The organism is Microbacterium sp. zg-B185, from assembly GCF_030246885.1.
In the GTDB taxonomy this organism is placed as follows: domain Bacteria; phylum Actinomycetota; class Actinomycetes; order Actinomycetales; family Microbacteriaceae; genus Microbacterium.
In genome coordinates this window covers 3,218,985-3,236,645 of sequence record NZ_CP126739.1, presented here as the reverse complement: position 1 = coordinate 3,236,645, position 17,661 = coordinate 3,218,985, and the positions used below count along the sequence as shown (strand labels likewise).

Genomic DNA, 17,661 nt, shown 5'->3' with positions numbered 1-17,661 from the left:
CGCGACACGCGCGCGATGACCGGGCGCCGCTATGCCCGGGCCGCCCGGAACAGCTGCGGATTCGCGCTGCGATAGGTGCGCGCGACCCGCACAGCGGCATCCCGCAGGACCGGGACGACGTCCTCGATCATGCTCTGCTCCGACTCGCGCACCGTGGTCGATGACGCTGCCAGCGCCCCGACCGCCTCGGAGTCGACGAGGATCGGCACGGCGGCCGCGAGCATCCCGGGATGAAGCTCCTCGACCGAGACGTCGAAGCCGCGCTCACGCACCAGCGCGAGTCGGTCGCGCAGGTCGGACTCGTCCACGATCGTCTGCGGTGTGTGACCCTCGAGGGGGGCGACGCGGAAGTAGTCGTCCACCGCCGTATCCGGCGCGTTCGCGAGCAGCACCTTGCCGAGCGCCGTCGCGTGCGCCGGCAGGCGCATCCCCACACGCACCGCGTCGGGAAGCGGACGGCGGTCCTCCACGCGGGCGACGTGGATGATGTCGACGCCGTCCAGCACGCCCACACTGCAGGTCTCGCCCGTGCGCTCGACCACCTCTCCCATGAAGGGGTAGGCGACCTCGGGCAGCGAGGCGGTGGAGAAGTATCCGGCGCTGAGCTCGAGGATCCGGGGGGTCAGGCTCCACATGCCGTTCTGCGAGCGGGCGTAGCCGAGGTGGGCGAAGGTGAGCAGGATGCGTCGCACCACCGGGCGCGGAAGGCCGACCCGGGCGACGATCTCACTGGGGCTCAGCGCCGCGTCGTGACCACCGAAGGCCCGGAGCACCTCGATGCCGCGCTCGATGCTCTGGATTCGATCGCGGGACCTGTCTTCCGCCACTGGTATGCCGCCGTCCCGATACACGCGCGCTTCGCGTTGCGATCCCATCCTAGGGATCGCAACGCGAAGCGACGTGGAGACCCGCTGCTGCTACGCGCTGACGTTCCGCAGCCCGTACACGGACTCGTGCCACGGGATCACGAACCGCTTGGCCTCGTTGACGATCAGATACAGCACGAGGCCGATGATCGACAGCAAGAGGATCAGCGCGAACGTCCTCGCCGCATCCAGGGAGTTCATCGCGGAGACGACCATGTTTCCGAGGCCGTTGTTGCCGCCCAGGTACTCGCCCACGATGGCGCCGATCGTCGCCAGGACGATGCCGACCTCCATGCCCGCGAACAGGTACGGCTGCAGGCTGCGCATGTCCAGCTGCAGGAACGTCTGACGCCTGCTCGCGTTCAGGCTCTGCATCACCTCACGGTGGCCCTGCTCGACCGAACGCACGCCGAGCAGCACGTTGAGCATGATCGGGAAGAACGCCAGCAGCGCCGCCAGGACGACCTTGGAGGTCAGACCGAAACCGAACCAGATCACGAACAGGGGCACGAAGGCCACCTTCGGAGCAACCTGCGCGATGACGATCAGGGGCCGGAGGCTGAGTTCCAGCCATTGCACCTTGCCCAGGACGACGCCCACCACCACACCGCACACGACCGCGATCACGAAGCCGATGATGACCTCGCTCACCGTCACGACGACGGCCGCCCACGTGCGCGGTTCGGACAGCAGCTGGATGAACGATGCGCCCACGGCCTGCGGCGGCGGGAAGATGAACGGGTTGACGTTCAGCAGCGTCACAATCGCCCACCAGGCGACGACGATGATGACCACGAGCGACGGCGTGACGATCCACGGCAGTGCTTTCAACATTCGGGGTGACATGTCGTCATTCCTCCTCGTCGAGGTCGCGACGCAGGATGCGCACGATCTCGTTGAACTCAGGGGTCGTGGTGACCTCGACGGCGCGAGGCTTGGGGAATTCCGCCGGCAGGATCTGACGGATCCGACCGGGACGGGGGGTCATGTGCACGACCCGGTCCGCGAGGAAGACCGCCTCGGGGATGTCGTGCGTGACGAAGACCACCGTCGAATTCGTCTCCAGCACGATGCGCTGAAGCTCCAGGTTCATCCGCTCTCGGGTGAGCGCGTCCAGCGCCCCGAACGGCTCGTCCATCAGCAGAAGTTCCGGCTCCGTGCTCAGCGCCCGCGCGATGGCGGCGCGCTGGCGCATCCCTCCGGACAGCTCACGCGGGTAGGAGCGCTCGAACCCGGTGAGGCCGACCAGCCGCGCCAGCTCGGCAGCCCGCTCCCGCCGCTCGGCTTTGCCCACGCCTCGGAGCTTGAGCGGTAGGGCGATGTTGTCCAGGATGGAGAACCACGGGAACAGGTTGCTCTCCTGGAACACGAAGCCCAGCTTCGTGACCGCGGACGGATCCACGTGACCGCCGCGCCACAGCGACTTGCCGTCGACCTCGACGGTGCCGGTGCTGGGCGGGAGCAGTCCGCCGATCATGCGCAGCAGGGTGGTCTTGCCGCAGCCGGAGCGGCCGATCAGGGCGACGAACTCGCCCCGCTCGATGCTCAGGTTCACGCCGGAGACCGCGTGGGTGACGCCGTTGCGGGTGTGGAAGTCGCGCCCGATGTCCTGGATGCGCAACCGCGGTGGCTCTACGGCGACGGGTGATGCGCTCGGCACGAGCGTCTCATTTGTCATGGGAGGTGTTGCCTCTCGTATCGGTGTGCCGCGCCGTCCCACCCGGGAAACGGGTGGGACGGCGCCGGCGGGAGTGCTCGGTCAGTCGGTGGGCAGGTAGTCGTCGGTGATCCACTCCAGCGGGTCCTTGCCGCCTTCGAGGAGACCGGACTTCGCGTACGTCTCGTACGCTGCAACCCATCCGTCGAAGTCGTTCTCCAGCAGCGCGCGGTCGCCCTCGGCATCGATCCACGTCTGGCTGGTGTACACCTCGAGCGCCTGGCGTGCCACATCGTCGTCATCCAGCGCGGCGAAGGCGAAGTCGCCGCTGTCGCGGAGAATCTGAAGGACGTTCTCGAAGTCGTTCTCGGCGTCGTCGATGACGAACTGGGTCGCCTCGCGGATCGCGGAGAGGAACGCCTGAATGTCCTTGACCTTGTCCGGGTCCTCCAGGTTCGCCGGGGTCGTGATCCAGGTCTGCAGGTCGGGCGCGTCGCCCAGATCGGCGGAGCTGATGACCGCGTCGGGGTTCTGCTCCGCGAGGGCGATGGAGGTGTCCAGGCTCACGATGTAGCCGGCCAGTTGCTTCTGCTTGACCAGCTCGAAGGTCGCTCCGGTCACCGGGACCGCCTGACGCGTCACCGAGTCGCGGGGGACATCGGCGTCGTCGAGGGCGAGGTTCAGCATCTTCTCGCTCGTTCCACCGATCGAGCCCATGCCCATGACCTGGCCCTCCATGTCGGCGGCCGACTCGATCGCGTTCTCCTTCGCGGATGCGACCCGCAGGTTCGACTTGTATGCCATCGTGCCGATGGCGACGATGGGCTGGCCCTTCTCCATGGCGGGGAAGACGTCGACCGTGCTGGCCCGCGTGATCGGAGTCGCGCCGCCCAGCAGAGTCTGGATCGCCGCGGCGGTGCCCTGCACGGGCTGCAGCTGGACATCCAGTCCGTGCTTCTCGAAGTAGCCGCCGGCGTAGGCGAACATCTCCGGTGTGAAGGTGAAGGACTCCAGGGGAAGGAAGGTGACGACCACCATCTTGGTGAGCTTGGCCTCGGGAGCCGCTTCGGTGCCACCGGGCTCAGGGGCGGAACTCGCACATCCGGAGAGCGCGAGCGCTCCGGCGGCAAGGGTGGCCGCGACGATCTTCGCGATCCGCCGCTTCGGGGATCGTGTGGTGCGGTGTGTCACTGCTGTGATCATGCCTGACTCCTGTGTCGGGTTCCGCCTGCCCGCGGCATCGCGGGGGGCGGGTTGAGTCTGCCTAGTTGTGTGCGCGGGCTCCAGCACTCCTTTCACTCAGTGAAACCCGCCTGCTGCCTGCCTCGGTCGAGGATCGTGATGAGCCCGGTGTCGCCGTCCACGCGCACGCGATCGCCGGTTCGAATGGTCTCGAGGGGGTCCGGCATCGCCTCCACGACGGTCGGCACCCGCGTGACGATAGCACCGAGCACCGCCTTCGTCGTGATCACGCGGAACACCATCGCCGCAGGTGCCGTGCCCATCAGTCGCGTGCTCTGGAAAAACCCCGACCAGCCGGATGAACCCTTCGCGCCGGGGAAGACCAGCACCTTACCGGTGAAGCAGACCCCGAACAGCTCGTGACGTGGCTCGATCACCGTGCCGGTGGCGACATCGATGCCGCCGAAGCCCGAGATCGCGTCGCGGGTGACCAGGGCTTCGGCCTCGACGACGCCCGGGACGATACCGCGTCCACGTAGTTCGATCACGGGCGCAGCCCCCCGCGCCAGCGGCCGGTGACGGCCGCGTCGATGCATTCGTCGAGCGTTCCGAACCAGGCTTCGATACCGAGGATCGCGGGCAGGTAGTGCGCCTGCTTGGCCGAATCGGTGGCGAACACGCGGGTTCCCGGAGGGGCCGCCTTGGACATCGCGGGGCACGAGTCGGTGAGGACGTGCCCACCTGCCTGGGTGATGATCCGGGTGTAGCCGTTTCGGTCCGCCATCGTCCGCAGCGCGCGCGGGGTCATCACCCACAGCTCGGTGTCCGCGTGCAGGCGTCGACCCTCCAGCAGGTGGGCGATTCGGGCGACCTGGTCCAGCGACGCGTGCGGGCAGCCGAGGAGGACGAAATCGACGTCGGTGCTCGTGCCCTGCGCGTTGAGGGTGTCGTACACCCACTGCCGCTCGCGCGGTCCGTACGCGACCGGCTCCGGGATGTGCAGGCCACCGAACGCCGCCTCGAGCGTCGGGGCCTCAGGGGTGACGCCGGGCATGTGGAAGAGCTCGACACCGCCGGACGTGGCCGTCGCAGCACCGAAGTGCTTCAGGTCGGCGAGGTCCGGCTGCGCCAGCGATCCGATCACCGCGGGCCGCGCTTCTTCGACGGTCTCGCCGACGAAGTACCCGAACATCCCCCACTCCTGGAAGTTGTCGATGCCGACGTCGGCCCGCACGACGTGCGTGGCGAGGCGGTTCTCGGGAACGTGGTTGCCCCAGTACGGGATCTTGCCGGTCAGCCCGGCGGCGCCGGTCGAGGCCGAGCCTTCGCAGTTCGTGCGGGCGCCGAGCACCGAGTTGGCGTAGACAACCGCGGAGGACTCCATCCACGCCACGTGCTCGCCGCGGACCGGCAGGTTTCCGACCTGGTAGGGAGTGCACGTCGCGAGGATGTTGACGCCTCGCTCGCTGAAGTAGTTCTCCGCGCTGCCCTGCAGCTCGATCGAGGTCGTCGGATACGCGGTGAGACCCGCGGCGTCCTCGGCGAAGCCGTGCTGCAGCTGACACGTCGGCACCTTCATGCGCGGGATCTCGATGTCCCGATCGCAGTCCAGATTGATGACGGCGTAGGCGCGCGCCCAGCCGCCCTCCCGCTCCAGCTTCGCCTTGGCCGGCGAAGGCTGGGTCATCGTGCCCGCGACGTTGCGCGTGTCCACGAGCCGCTCCGCCCCGAGGGCCTCGCCGTAGCGGATGAGCAGATCCATCGCCGCGGCGACCGCTTCGCCCTCGGCGCCGTCGCGCATCACGCGTTCCTCGTCAGTGAGTCTCACTTGTTCCTCCCGCGGGCGGCGTGTACCGCCGCCCGCCCCGATGCCGCTGGCGGCTTATGCGCCGATCCTGCTGTACGAGAAGGGGTTCTCCCGCGGCGGGTTCAACGTGAAGATCTCCACGACCGCCGAGACGCCCGCGTTGTTGGCGCCGGCGACCATGATCTGGATCGAGCTGGGGTGGCTCAGCGCGCGGACGACGTCCGGCTCGTCGGTCGTGCTCGCCGTGTCGGGCATCGAGTCGGGGTGCTCCGACGAGAGGCGCCAGCGGGTCTTGTGCGAGAGCGCGTCCTTGCCCACGGCGACCAGCTCGGAACGGCGGCGCACGGAGTGCTCGAACACGAAGTTGCGCAGATCGTCCTTGCTCCATCCCGCCGACGCGAAGACCTCGGCGTGCTCCGGCACGATGACCAGGAGTGCGCTGGTGTACTCGTGGATCAATGCGCCGGTACGGCAGATGCTGTCCACGAAATCCAGCGCGAGCTGCTCGGGCTCCATGGTGTGCCGCGCTTCGATGTGCATCACCGAGCGGATCACATAGGCGGTGACCACGCTGTCGGACGCATCGAAGCCGTACTCCGTGTGCAGCGCGGGCCAGGGGCTCTCCTCCTCGTTCTCGGCGATGCAGGCCGAGTACTTCGCCGGAGTGCCCTGGGTGGCCTGATCGAGCTTGTGCGGGTGCAGGCCGAAGACGTTGATGCATCCCAGGCGGATCGCACGACCGATGGTGGCATTGGCGCGAAAGCCGGAGCCGAAGATGTTGCCCTGGCTGTTCAGACCGATCTCCGCGCGGATCGGTCCGTTGACCACGAGGAACGGGGCGGTGCCGGTCGTGCTCTGCCAGATGCCGCGCGCGGGGTGCGGCTCTTTGGCGATGGCCTCCCATGCCGCCAGTACGACGGGGAAGTATTCGGGCAGGCACCCGGCCAGCGCGGCGTTGATCGCCGCGAGCCGGACCGTGAGGTGGCGGTTCAGGTGGGTGATCGTGAACAGGACCTCTTCCGGATCGCGGTCCACCCCCGCGAGGAACTGGTTCAGGTACGACTCGGTGACCGGGACGACCGGAAGCCCGTCGGTCCACTCCTTGGTCCAGTAGTACTCCATGGCCTCGCGGATACGGTCGGCGTCGACCTCCGGTGCGGCTGCCTGGTCCAGTGCTGTCGTGCTCATCATCAACCCTCAACTCCAAGAATGCGCAGCACGTCCGGCAGCGCGGTCAGCGCGCGTTCGCGCACTTCGTCGGCGTTCAAGCTGGCCATCGGGTGCTTGACCGCATAGAAATCGAATCCGGGGAACCCCTGCACGGACGCCATGGCCGCACCGGACATCAGGAAGGAGTCGGACGTGATGCTCACGGTGGGCACGCCGGCGCGCTCGAGCAGGATGCCGTCGGCGACCGTCGCCGCGCTGCATGACCCGCAGTCGCCCACGGCCGTGATCACGACATCGCACTCGCCGGCGATCTCCTCGAGCAGCTCCTGGCTGAGCGGGGTGCCGAAGTAGTCCTTGGTGTAGAGCCGGGACTCCCCGGCGCCGTGGTGGTCCTGCAGCTCGCGCGCTATCTCGTTCAACAGCATCGTCGAGTTGGGCTTGGTGTTGTCGAGGAGACCGATCGTCAGTCCTCGCAGGCTCACCGGGCGCGGAGACAGCGTGCTGTTCTGCGCGCCGTCCTCCATCCCGGTCGGGTCGAGCAGCAGCTCCTGGGTTGCCATCGCGACACTCCTCTTTCATCTGTTCAGCGTCGGATCAATATGCCACCGGGGCACGCGGCATCCCCACCCTCGCTTTCACTGAACGAAAAGACTCGTGCCGGAACGGCCGCAGACCCGACAGGATTCCACTGTCACCCCCAAGAGATTCGAGGATCCCGCCGTGCCCAGAGCTCTTCCCGCGACGATGCGGGCCGCGATCCTCGTCGGGGACCAGCCGCATCTGGAGATCGCCGAGATCGCCACGCCGACTCCGCGCGCCGGCGAGGCGCTGCTCGAGGTGATCGCATGCGGGGTGTGCCACACGGATCTGCACGTGCTCAAGGGGGAGGTCGCCTTCCCCCGCCCCGCAGTGCTCGGCCACGAGGTCAGCGGACGGATCGTGGCGCTGGGCGCCGGGACGACGGACGCCCGTGGCCTGGCCGTCGGCGATCTGGTCGCTGCCGGCTTCATCATGCCGTGCGAAGACTGCGACCAGTGCCGTCGCGGGCGTGACGACCTGTGCCTGAACTTCTTCGCCCAGAACCGGTTGCGGGGCACGCTCTACGACGGCGAGAGCCGGCTGGCCATGCCGGACGGCTCGTTCCTGGCGATGTACTCGATGGGCGGCCTGGCCGAGTACGCGGTGGTTCCGCTGTCCGCACTGACGGCGATCCCCGACGGCCTGGACCCCGAGTCGGCGTGCATCCTGGGGTGCTCCGGACTGACCTCGTACGGCGCGGTGTTCCGGGCGGGCGAGGTGGCGCCGGGCGACTCGGTCGCGATCGTGGGCGTGGGCGGCATCGGATCGAGCCTCATCCCGATGGCACTGAGTGCGGGCGCCACCACCATCGTCGCGATCGATGTCGCCGACGCCAAGCTCGACCGTGCCCGCGAGCTGGGTGCGACGCACGTGGTCAACGCCGCAGAAGTGGACCCCGTGGCCGCGGTGCGCGAGATGGTGGGCGGGGTGCGGGTGGCCTTCGAGGCGCTCGGTCATCCCGCGACGTTCCGTGAGGCGGTGGGGATGCTGGACGACGGCGGCCGCATGGTCGCCATCGGCATCGGCGCGGGAGCGGCGGCGGCCGAGGTGGAGATCACGCCGCTGGTGCGGCGCGGCTATCACATCGTCGGGTCGTTCGGCGGCCGCACCCGCACCGACTTGCCCGAAGTCGCGGCTCTGGCCGCGTCCGGGCGGTTCGATGTCGGGTCGCTGGTGACGCGGCGCTACGACCTGGCCGAGGCCGACGCCGCCTATCAGTCGCTCTCCCGCGGAGAGATCACCGGCCGGGCGATCATCACCATGGGCGGCGCCAGCTGAAGGCCGTCCAGCCCCCTCGGACACGCAAAACGTCACAGGTAAACTGACATTCAATTTCCACACCATTCAGAAGCAGCATCAAAGGAGTCGACATGACGGAATCACCCCACGTGTTCGTGACGATCGACGAGGTCGGCGACATCGCCGGCGCGACGTTCGGTCCCTCGACGTGGCGGGAGATCCCGCAGGAGGACATCGACATCTACGCGCAGCTGTCGGGCGACGACAACCCGATCCACGTCGACGCGGAGGCCGCCGCCAAGTCGCCCTTCGGCGGGCGCATCGCGCACGGGATGCTCACCCTCAGCATGGTGGTCCCCCACCTGCGCGAGATCTACCGCGTCAGCGGCACCTCCACGGGCATCGTCTACGGATTCGACAAGATCCGGTTCCCGAGCCCCGTGCCTTCGGGCTCCCGCATCCGGGTGCGCGGCGAGGTCGCGGACGTGACCGAGATCAGCGGAGGCTGGCAGGTGAAACTCGCCCTGACATTCGAGGTCGAGGGATCGGCCAAGCCCGCCGTCTACGCGGAGCTCATCCTGAGGCACTACCGGTGAGCGCCATCAGGCTCGACGGTCGATCGGCCATCGTCACGGGCGCAGGGCGCAGCCTCGGCCGCGCCTACGCCATCGCTCTCGCGGATGCCGGCGCAGCAGTCGTGGTGAACGACGTGGACGCCGCCAGCGCCGCCGAGACGGTCGGCGAGATCACCGCCCGCGGTGGCCGTGCGGTCGCCTCGATCGGGGCAGTCGGCCCGGCCGAGACGGCCGAGCAGCTCGTCGCGGATGCCGTGCAGCAGTTCGGTCGCGTGGATGTCCTCGTCGCCAACGCTGGTGTGCTCCGCGACCGGGTGCTCTGGAAGATGTCCGACGACGATTTCGACGCCGTCGTCTCCAGCCACCTCCGCGGCACCTTCACCTGCGGCCGGGCAGTGGCCACGCGGCTGCGGGAGCAGGGCGAGGGCGGGCGGCTGATCCTGGTCGGATCGCCGGCCGGGCAGTTCGGCAGCTTCGGCCAGACCAACTACTCCGCCGTGAAGGCGGGCATCGTGGCGATGGCGCGCACCTGGTCGCTCGAACTGGCCCGTGCCGGAATCACCGCCAACGCGGTGATCCCCACGGCCCTCTCCCCGATGACCGCGACCATCCCGGCCTACACGGAGCTGTACCAGCGGTACCTGGCCGGCGAGCCGATCCCGCACGCGTTCCGCCACGACAACGCCCTGGGCACCCCCGAGGACGTCGCCCCTCTCATCGTCTGGCTGGCCTCCGCCGCGTCCGGCGATGTCACCGGGCAGGCGATCGGCATCGGCGGCGACAAGCTCACCCTGTATTCGCACCCCGTGGAACAGGACGCCGAGTATTCCGACGGCGGGTGGAGCGCCGAGACGATCGACTCCGCATGGCATTCCCGGTTCGCCGGCCAGGCACCCCGTTCAGGACCCCCCGTTCGCGATGGAGGCGAGAAGTGACCGCACCGCACTACAGCGATCTCTGGCAGGGGATCGCCCACGCCGACCCGGATCGCATCGCCATCATCACGCGTGACGACCGGGTGACGTGGGGCCGCCTCGCCGCTGAGGCGGGCGCGCTGGCGCGCCACCTGAGCGAACGCGGGCTCTCGGTCGGCGATGCCGCCGGCATGCTCCTGTACAACCGTCCGGAATACCTCAGCTTCACCTGGGCGTGCCTCGCGATCGGCGTCGCTCCGGTCGCGATCAACTACCGCTACCGCGCCGGCGAGGTGCGGGACCTGATCCTGGACTCCGATCTGCGCGTGCTGCTGGTCCCGGCCTCGCTGGCGGAGCTGGCCCGCGAGGCGGTGGCCGGGATCGAACCGGCGGTGGAGCTCATCGTCGTCGACGACAGCGCTGCGCACGGCGGTGACGCGATCGACGGGGCGACCCGCTACGAAGACGTCGTCGCAGCCGGCGGCGTCCTTCCTCCGCAGGCGCCGCGCGGCGCCGAGCTGCGGCTGTACACCGGTGGCACCACGGGCATGCCGAAAGCGGTGGTGTGGGATCTGGACACGCTTCTGGTGGCACGCCAGCAGTCGACGTGGGGCCTGATCGGCGTCACACCGCCCACGGACCTGGACGGAGCGATCCGGATCGCCGTGGACCCGGCGACACCGCGTGTCGTCACCCTCCCGCTCACTCCGCTTCTGCACGGCACAGCGCAGTCCACCACCATGGGCACGTTGGCGCTGGGCGGTACCGTGGTGCTGCACGCCGCACCTCGGATGGACATCGAAGAGGCGCTGCGTCTGACCATCTACTACGACGTGACGCGGCTCATCGTCGCCGGCGACGCGCTGGCGCTCCCGTTCGTCGAGGCGGCGGAACGGCTCGAGGTGGCCCTGTCCGGCGTGAACTCCATCGTCAGCTCGGGCATGCGCTTCAGCGACGACGTCAAACGACGCCTGCACGCGCTCGGCGACATCGCGATCGTCGACATGCTCGCCTCGAGCGAAGGCGGTCCGTACGCGTTCGGGATCACCCACAGCGCCCAGGACCTGCCCGCCAAGCTGATGATCACCCCCGGCACGGTGCTGCTGGATGAGGATCTGAACGAGATCCAGGCGGATGCCGGTGCGCTGGGCATCCTCGCCTTCCGCGGCATCCTCCCCAAGGGCTATTACCGCGACCCGGAGAAGACCGAGAAGACCTTCCCCACGATCCGCGGGAACCGCTACGTCATGCCGGGTGACTGGGCACGCGCGCGCGGAGACGGGTCCGTCGACCTGCTCGGCCGACTCGCCGCCGTCGTGAACACCGGCGGGGAGAAGGTGTTCCCGGCCGAGGTCGAGGACGTGCTGCTGGAGCACGAGGGCGTCGATGACGTGATCGTGTTCGGGATGCCCGATCGCCGGTTCGGCGAAGTCGTCAGCGCCATGGTCGCCCCGATGCCCGGTTCCCGCATCGACGTTCCCGAACTGCTGGCGTTCCTGGACCAGCGACTGGCCGGCTACAAGAAGCCGCGCCACGTCTTCGTCCGCGACTCACTGGAGCGCTCCTCCACCGGCAAGGTGGAACTGGCGCGCGTCAAAGCGGACGCCGCGCGCGAGCTGGCGAGGCTGGCCGAGACCGCGGACGTGGCGAAGTGACCGCGGCTGCGCCGACCGACCTGTTCGGCTACCACGAGCTGCTGACCGACCTCGAGCTGGCCAAGCTGCAGTCGCTGCGGGATCTGCTTCAGGAGCACGCCCGGCCGCACCTGTCCGATTGGTGGGAGCGGGCGGAGTCGCCCGTGCATCTGCGGGCGCTGCTGGCCGAACTGCACCTGGAGGACGATCCCGGTCTACTCGACCAGGACGGCCGGCTGAGCCCCTTCTACGTCGGCTTCCGGCATTTCGAGCTGGCCCGCTTCGACATGTCGATCGGCACCCTCTACGGCGGCCAGGTCAGCATGTTCCGCACCGTCGTGCGCGAGGGCGGATCACCCGAGCAGGTCGCACGCCTGGATCCCCTCATCCCGTCGTTCGCAGTGACCGGCTGCTTCGCGCTGACCGAGCCGCTGCACGGGTCGGATGTGGCCGGAGGCATGGAGACCACCGCGACTCGCGAGGGCGACACCTGGCGGATCAGCGGCAGGAAGCGCTGGATCGGCAACGCGGCGCAGTCGGACATCATCGTCGTCGTGGCGCGGGATGCCGCCGATGGCCGCACCAAGGCGTTCCTGGTCCCCCGCGACTCTCCCGGGCTGAGCCTTGCGGACATCACCGGCAAGATCAGCCTGCGCATGGTCCGCAACGCGGACATCCTCCTGGAAGACGTGCGCGTGGACGAATCGCAGCGGCTGCAGCGGATCGACTCGTTCCGCGATCTGTCCGCCATCCTCGCCAAGCTGCGCTACGCGGTCGGCTGGAACGCCGCGGGTCTCCAGGCCGGCGCCTACGAGGCCGCACTCGCGTACGCGCTGCGCCGCGAGCAGTTCGGGCGTCCGATCGCCGGCTTCCAGCTGATCCAGGAGAAGCTGACCCGGATGCTGGGCAACGCCACCGCCACGCTCGCGATGACGGTGCGCTTGACCGAGCTGCATCGGCGGGGGGCCATGGCCGATGAGCACGCCGCTCTCACCAAGACATGGGCTGCCGACCGCGCGCGAGAGACGGTCGCCCTGGCCCGGGAGATCTGCGGCGCGGAGGGCATCCGCGTCGAGAACGACGTGGCACGCTTCTTCGCCGACGCCGAAGCCCTGTACACGTTCGAGGGCACGCACGAGGTCAACTCGCTCATCGTCGGCAAGGCCATCACAGGGCTGAGCGCCTTCACGCGCTGACGCTCAGCCCTGTGCCGCGGCGGTCAGTCGTGACGGATGCCGCCGCGGATGTTGCGACCCTCGAGAAGGTCGACATAGCCCTGCTCGACGTCGTCGAGGGAGTAGAAGCCCGAGATGAGCTCGTCCAGCTTGAGCTGGCCGGCCTGATACATGGCGTACTGGCGCGGGATGTCCGCCCTCGGGTTGCTGGAGCCGTAGATGGCCCCCTGGATGCGCTTCTGGTAGCGGGTGATATCCAGCACCGGCACGGGGATGCTGGTCTCCGAGGCCGGAGCGATCCCGGTCACGACGACCGTTCCGGCCTTGCGGATCGCGTAGAACGCGTCCGCGACGTCCTGGCCGGACACGACGCCCACAGTGACGATCGCGCGGTCGGCGCCCTGCCCGTTGGTGATGCTCTTGACGAACTCGGTCGCCTCAGCGATGGTGGCGAACGCGTGCGTCGCGCCCACTTCGAGCGCCTTCTGCCGCTTGAACTCGACCGGGTCGACGGCGATGATCGCGGTGGCTCCGGCGTGCTTCGCGCCCTGGACGGCGTTGATTCCGACACCGCCGACACCCATGATGATGATCGCGTCGCCGGGGCGCGTCTCTGCGGAGTAGACCGCCGATCCCCAGCCCGTGCCGACGCCGCAGCCCAGAAGCCAGAGCTTCTCCAGCGGCGCGTCGGCGGGCAGCTTCACCGCGGAGTTGACATCCACGACGGTGTGGCCGGCGAACGTGCCGAGTCCGCACATCTGGCTGACCGGTGTGCCGTCCGGCAGCGACACGCGGTAGCTGTCGATGTCGGTGAAGCGGCTGCCGCGCATCAGGAACGCGCCGAGATCGCAGAGGTTGGTCATGCCCTCGTTGCACCAGCGGCATTTGCCGCAGCTGGCGATGAACGAGAACACCACCTTGTCGCCCACTTCCCAGCCGGGTGTGTTCGGACCGACCTCCTGGACGATGCCGGTCCCCTCGTGCCCGCCCACCATCGGCAGCGTGCCGGCGGTGCTGTCACCGGTGACCAGGTGATAGTCGGAGTGGCAGAGGCCGCTGACGACCATCTTGACCAGGATCTCTCCCTGGCGCGGATCATCGAGCTCGACATCGACCACCTCGAACGGGCCGGGCTGCTCGCGGATGATCGCGGCTCGAGTCTTGGTAGGCATGGTCTCTCCTTCGAAACGGCGTGCCGGCCACAGCGCTCTGGCGAGCAGAACGACCGGCGGTGCGCGGGTAAGCCTATGTATGCCGTCGCCGGAAAGGCAAGGCATTTGTACCGCATAGCGTACGCCGGTACGCATTGTGGCGTGAATTGCTGGACAACGGTCGGTCCATATGTCACGATCCAAGTGAAACTGGCAACGGAGGCAGTCATGGCAAAATTCACCCGACCCCTGCTCGGCGCAATCGGACTGATCGCGGCGGTCGCATTGACCGCGTGCAGTTCGGCAGCGCCGGCACCCACCGAGACGGCGGCCGCCGACGCGCCCGTCGAGATCCAGCCGCTCGTCGCCGGCGTCATCCCGGTCACCGACATCGGCCCGGTCTACATGGCCCAGCAGAACGGCGTCTTCGAGGAGAACGGCTTCGACCTGACTCTTCAGTCGGCCGGCTCGTCGAGCGAGATCATCCAGGCCATGCAGTCCGGTCAGGTCCAGATCGGATACGGCGGCACCACCGGTGTCTTCCAAGCAGTCGAGAACGGCATCGACCTGGTCGTCATCGCCGCGGCCAGTGCCACCCCCGATGACCCGGAGAACGGCATCAACGACCTCCTGGTGGTCGCCGACAGCCCGCTGAAGTCGGCCAAGGACCTCGAGGGCAAGAAGGTCGCCGTCAACGCCCCCGGCGGTTACACGCAGCTCCTCGCCGACATCGCGATCAAGGCCGACGGCGGCGACCCGACCAAGGTCGAGTACGTGCAGATGGGCGTTCCGGACCAGCCGGCGGCCCTCGAGAGCGGCGCCATCGACTCCTTCGTCGCCGGCGAGCCGTTCGGCACGCTGGGCCGGGAGGACAAGGGCTTCAAGACCCTCGCGAACCCGTTCGTGGAGCTCTCGGACCACGCCGTCGTCGCGGGCGTCTGGTACGCGATCCGCTCGGAGGTCGAGAAGAACCCCGAGTACTACGCCAAGGTCGCCGAGACGATCGACGTGGCCAACACGTACGCACTGGAGAACGACGAGGAGCTCCGCGAGAGCATCGCAACCTTCACGAAGATCGATCCGGCACTGGCTGCGCGGATCCGCCTCGGGTCCTACGGCAAGCTGCCCCTGACCGTGGAGAACCTGCAGCCGATCGCGGACTGGTCGCTCGAACTCGGGTACATCAAGAAGCCGGTCGACTTCGACAACCTCATCTGGGAGCCGTGACCGCGGTACAGGAGCGCCCCCGCTTGACGTTCAGCCGGACCCGCTGGTCGACCCCGGTTCTCGGCGCTGCGGGCGTGCTCGCCTTCATCGCCGTCTGGGAGGTCGCGTCCCGCCTGAGCATCGTCAATCCCGACTACCTCCCACCGTTCTCGCAGGTCTTCGCCGAGGTCTTCCAGGTCGTCGGCGGAGAGCAGCTGCGGGGCGAGTTCTGGGAAGCGCTGGGGATGACGATGTTCGGGTGGGCGGTGGGGCTCGCGCTCTCCCTCGTCCTGGGTGTGGTGCTGGGCGTGATCCTCGGCTCCAACCGCTGGATTCGCGAGTACACCCACTCGACCATCGAGTTCCTGCGCCCGATCCCCTCGGTGGGGCTCATCCCGATCGCGATCGTCATCTTCGGGGTGCGTCCGTCGGCGACGATCTTCGTCGTCGTCTGGGCGTGCTTCTGGGTGATCCTGATCCATGTGATCGCCGGTGTCACCGACGTGGATCCCGTGGCCGAGGCGACTGCGCGCAGCTACGGCCTCGGGCCTCTCGATCGCGCGCGCTACGTCGTGTGGCCCACCGTGCTGCCGTACCTGATGACGGGTGTGCGCCTGTCCGGCACCATCGCACTGGTGGTCGCGATCACGATCGAGATCGTCGTCGGTGCGCCCGGCATCGGCCAGATGATCGCCACCTACCAGTCCGCCGGCAACGTCACCGTCGTGTACGCGCTCGCGCTGCTGGCCGGCGTGCTCGGCCTCGTGATCAATCTGCTGCTGCGCACCCTCGAGAACGCGGTGCTCGCATGGCACCCGTCGATGCGTTCCGAGGTGGTGGCATGAGGATGCTGAAGGCCGTCTCGGCCGCCCTCGCCCTGCCGATCGCCATCGTGCTGGTGTGGTGGCTGGCCACGCTGAACGAGACCAACCCGTTCGTGCCCAAGCCCGGACAGCTGGTCAGCGATCTGTTCACCGTGTGGGCGGGACCCCTGCTGGTCGAAGAAGTGCTGCCCTCGATCTACCGCCTCGCCGTGGGTCTCTGCGGTGCCATCGTGGTCGGCATCCTGCTGGGACTGCTGATCGGGTCCAACCGGTTCGCGCGCAAGCTCACCGGCCCGATCTTCGAGTTCATCCGCGCCGTGCCGCCCCCGGTCCTGCTGCCGGTGCTGCTGCTCATCCTCGGCATCGACGACCGTTCGAAGATCTTCCTGATCTTCCTGGGATGCCTCTGGCCGATCCTGCTGAACACGATCGACGGCGTCCGGTCCGTGGATGCGGTCCTGGCGGACACGACGCGCACGTACGGGATGCACGGCTGGTCGCGGCTGCGCTATTTCGTGCTGCCTGCGGCGACGCCGCGCATCATGACCGGCATCCGGCTGGCCCTGCCGATCGCGATCATCCTGATGGTCGTCTCGGAGATGTATGCCGCCCTGGATGGCCTGGGGTATCGCATCATGCTGTTCAAGCAGACCTTCCAGATGGGCCCCATGTGGGCGGGCATCGTGATCATCGGACTGATCGGCATCCTGATCGCCGTGCTGTTCCGCGTGATCGACCGCCGGGTGCTGGCCTGGTACTACGGACAACGAGAGGTGGAATCCCGTGAGTCGTGAATCACCGACGCCCGTGACGGGTGAGGCGCTGCTGTCCGTCCGCGGCCTGCAGAAGATCTATCCGACGCAGGGCGGCGCGGTCGAAGCCGTGCGCGACCTGACCTTCGATCTGCGCAAGGGGGAGTTCGTCTGCCTGGTGGGGCCCTCCGGGTCGGGCAAGACGACGCTGCTGAAGTGCATCTCGGGGCTCATGGCGCCGACGGCGGGAACCGTCACGCTGGACGGCAAGATCGTCGACGGCCCGCCGCGGAACATGGCACTCGTGTTCCAGGAGTACGGGCGGTCGCTGTACCCGTGGATGCGCGTGGCCGAGAACGTGGAGCTGCCGTTGAAGGCAGCCGGCGTGCCGAAGGCGGAGCGTCAGGAGCGCGTGCGCGAAGCCCTGGAGGCGGTCGGGCTCTCGCACGTGCCGAAGTCCTACCCGTGGCAGCTGTCCGGCGGGATGCAGCAGCGCGTCGCGATCGCGCGGGCCGTGGCATACCGGCCCGAGGTGCTCCTCATGGACGAGCCGTTCGCCGCGGTCGACGCGCAGACCCGCGCCGATCTGGAGGACCTGATCCGCTCGGTGTGGAAGAAGCTCGGCCTGACGGTGCTGTTCGTCACCCACGACATCGACGAGTCCGTCTATCTCGGCGAGCGCGTCATCATGCTCTCGTCCTCGCCGACGGTCATCCTGGAGGATCTCACCGTCGACCTGCCGCTGGAGCGCGACCAGCTGGAGACGCGCTCGGACCCCCGCTTCGTGGAATTGCGCCATCACGTTTACGAGCAGATCCAGCTCGCCAAGACCTACACCGGCGACACCGAGGGCATCCGCACGCTCAGGGCATCGCCCGGCGCCTGAAGCCGGCGCCGCGTCACCCGACCTGCCGACCCGAACCCTGAAGC

18 protein-coding genes are annotated in these 17,661 nt (G+C 68.3%); 9 read left to right on the top strand and 9 right to left on the bottom strand.

Annotated elements, in window-relative coordinates; all coding sequences use genetic code 11:
- Window positions 1-29: 29 nt before the first annotated feature.
- From QNO12_RS15395 to QNO12_RS15360, 8 genes are all read right to left on the bottom strand, one after another.
- Complete coding sequence (locus QNO12_RS15395; RefSeq protein WP_257501274.1) at window positions 30-875, bottom strand: IclR family transcriptional regulator domain-containing protein; 846 nt, start codon at window positions 873-875, stop codon at window positions 30-32.
- 42 nt (window positions 876-917) lie between these two features.
- Window positions 918-1,712: an ABC transporter permease gene (locus QNO12_RS15390; protein ID WP_257501275.1), complete on the bottom strand. Its 795-nt coding sequence runs from the start codon at window positions 1,710-1,712 to the stop codon at window positions 918-920.
- A gap of 4 nt (window positions 1,713-1,716) precedes the next feature.
- Window positions 1,717-2,544, bottom strand: coding sequence for an ABC transporter ATP-binding protein (locus tag QNO12_RS15385; protein WP_257501276.1), 828 nt, complete (start codon window positions 2,542-2,544; stop codon window positions 1,717-1,719).
- An 81-nt stretch (window positions 2,545-2,625) separates the two neighbouring features.
- A complete protein-coding gene (locus QNO12_RS15380; RefSeq protein ID WP_257501283.1) occupies window positions 2,626-3,726 on the bottom strand; it encodes an ABC transporter substrate-binding protein in 1,101 nt (366 codons plus the stop codon).
- A 92-nt stretch (window positions 3,727-3,818) separates the two neighbouring features.
- Window positions 3,819-4,253 (bottom strand): aconitase X swivel domain-containing protein, encoded by a 435-nt coding sequence (locus QNO12_RS15375; RefSeq protein ID WP_257501284.1) that lies wholly within the window; start codon window positions 4,251-4,253, stop codon window positions 3,819-3,821.
- The gene (locus QNO12_RS15370; RefSeq protein WP_257501285.1) at window positions 4,250-5,533 is read right to left on the bottom strand and encodes an aconitase X; all 1,284 of its coding nucleotides are present in this window, start codon (window positions 5,531-5,533) and stop codon (window positions 4,250-4,252) included. The genes QNO12_RS15375 and QNO12_RS15370 overlap by 4 nt, the downstream gene beginning before the upstream one ends.
- Before the next feature lie 54 nt (window positions 5,534-5,587).
- On the bottom strand, window positions 5,588-6,700 hold the full coding sequence (locus QNO12_RS15365) for a hypothetical protein (RefSeq protein WP_257501286.1): 1,113 nt from the start codon (window positions 6,698-6,700) through the stop codon (window positions 5,588-5,590).
- 2 nt (window positions 6,701-6,702) lie between these two features.
- Entirely contained in the window at window positions 6,703-7,242 is a 540-nt protein-coding gene (locus tag QNO12_RS15360; protein ID WP_257501287.1) for a UGSC family (seleno)protein, read from the bottom strand.
- Window positions 7,243-7,402: 160 nt separating this feature from the next.
- On the opposite strand from QNO12_RS15360, the gene QNO12_RS15355 reads away from it, so the two are divergent.
- The 5 genes from QNO12_RS15355 to QNO12_RS15335 all read left to right on the top strand — a co-directional run bounded on the left by QNO12_RS15355 (window position 7,403) and on the right by QNO12_RS15335 (window position 12,819).
- Window positions 7,403-8,539 (top strand): zinc-binding dehydrogenase, encoded by a 1,137-nt coding sequence (locus QNO12_RS15355; protein ID WP_257501288.1) that lies wholly within the window; start codon window positions 7,403-7,405, stop codon window positions 8,537-8,539.
- 92 nt (window positions 8,540-8,631) lie between these two features.
- Window positions 8,632-9,096 (top strand): MaoC family dehydratase, encoded by a 465-nt coding sequence (locus QNO12_RS15350; RefSeq protein ID WP_257501289.1) that lies wholly within the window; start codon window positions 8,632-8,634, stop codon window positions 9,094-9,096.
- Complete coding sequence (locus tag QNO12_RS15345; protein WP_257501290.1) at window positions 9,093-10,010, top strand: SDR family NAD(P)-dependent oxidoreductase; 918 nt, start codon at window positions 9,093-9,095, stop codon at window positions 10,008-10,010. Before QNO12_RS15350 ends, QNO12_RS15345 begins: the two co-directional genes overlap by 4 nt.
- Entirely contained in the window at window positions 10,007-11,644 is a 1,638-nt protein-coding gene (locus QNO12_RS15340) for an AMP-binding protein (RefSeq protein ID WP_257501291.1), read from the top strand. Before QNO12_RS15345 ends, QNO12_RS15340 begins: the two co-directional genes overlap by 4 nt.
- Window positions 11,641-12,819, top strand: a complete 1,179-nt coding sequence (locus QNO12_RS15335) for an acyl-CoA dehydrogenase family protein (RefSeq protein WP_257501292.1) — start codon at window positions 11,641-11,643, stop codon at window positions 12,817-12,819. The genes QNO12_RS15340 and QNO12_RS15335 overlap by 4 nt, the downstream gene beginning before the upstream one ends.
- A gap of 23 nt (window positions 12,820-12,842) precedes the next feature.
- Here the strand turns inward: QNO12_RS15335 and QNO12_RS15330 are convergent, their stop codons facing one another.
- On the bottom strand, window positions 12,843-13,970 hold the full coding sequence (locus tag QNO12_RS15330; RefSeq protein WP_257501293.1) for an NDMA-dependent alcohol dehydrogenase: 1,128 nt from the start codon (window positions 13,968-13,970) through the stop codon (window positions 12,843-12,845).
- Window positions 13,971-14,177: 207 nt separating this feature from the next.
- Here QNO12_RS15330 and QNO12_RS15325 point away from each other — a divergent pair, with 207 nt between their 5' ends.
- Genes QNO12_RS15325 through QNO12_RS15310 form a run of 4 tightly spaced genes read left to right on the top strand, consistent with a single transcriptional unit; the run spans window position 14,178 to window position 17,617 of the window.
- Window positions 14,178-15,176 carry an ABC transporter substrate-binding protein gene (locus QNO12_RS15325; protein WP_257501294.1) on the top strand — a complete coding sequence of 333 codons (999 nt, stop codon included), beginning with the start codon at window positions 14,178-14,180 and terminating at the stop codon, window positions 15,174-15,176.
- Complete coding sequence (locus QNO12_RS15320) at window positions 15,173-16,000, top strand: ABC transporter permease (RefSeq protein ID WP_257501295.1); 828 nt, start codon at window positions 15,173-15,175, stop codon at window positions 15,998-16,000. Before QNO12_RS15325 ends, QNO12_RS15320 begins: the two co-directional genes overlap by 4 nt.
- Window positions 15,997-16,773: an ABC transporter permease gene (locus tag QNO12_RS15315; protein ID WP_257501296.1), complete on the top strand. Its 777-nt coding sequence runs from the start codon at window positions 15,997-15,999 to the stop codon at window positions 16,771-16,773. Before QNO12_RS15320 ends, QNO12_RS15315 begins: the two co-directional genes overlap by 4 nt.
- Window positions 16,763-17,617 (top strand): ABC transporter ATP-binding protein, encoded by an 855-nt coding sequence (locus tag QNO12_RS15310; RefSeq protein WP_257501297.1) that lies wholly within the window; start codon window positions 16,763-16,765, stop codon window positions 17,615-17,617. Before QNO12_RS15315 ends, QNO12_RS15310 begins: the two co-directional genes overlap by 11 nt.
- Window positions 17,618-17,661 lie beyond the last annotated feature (44 nt).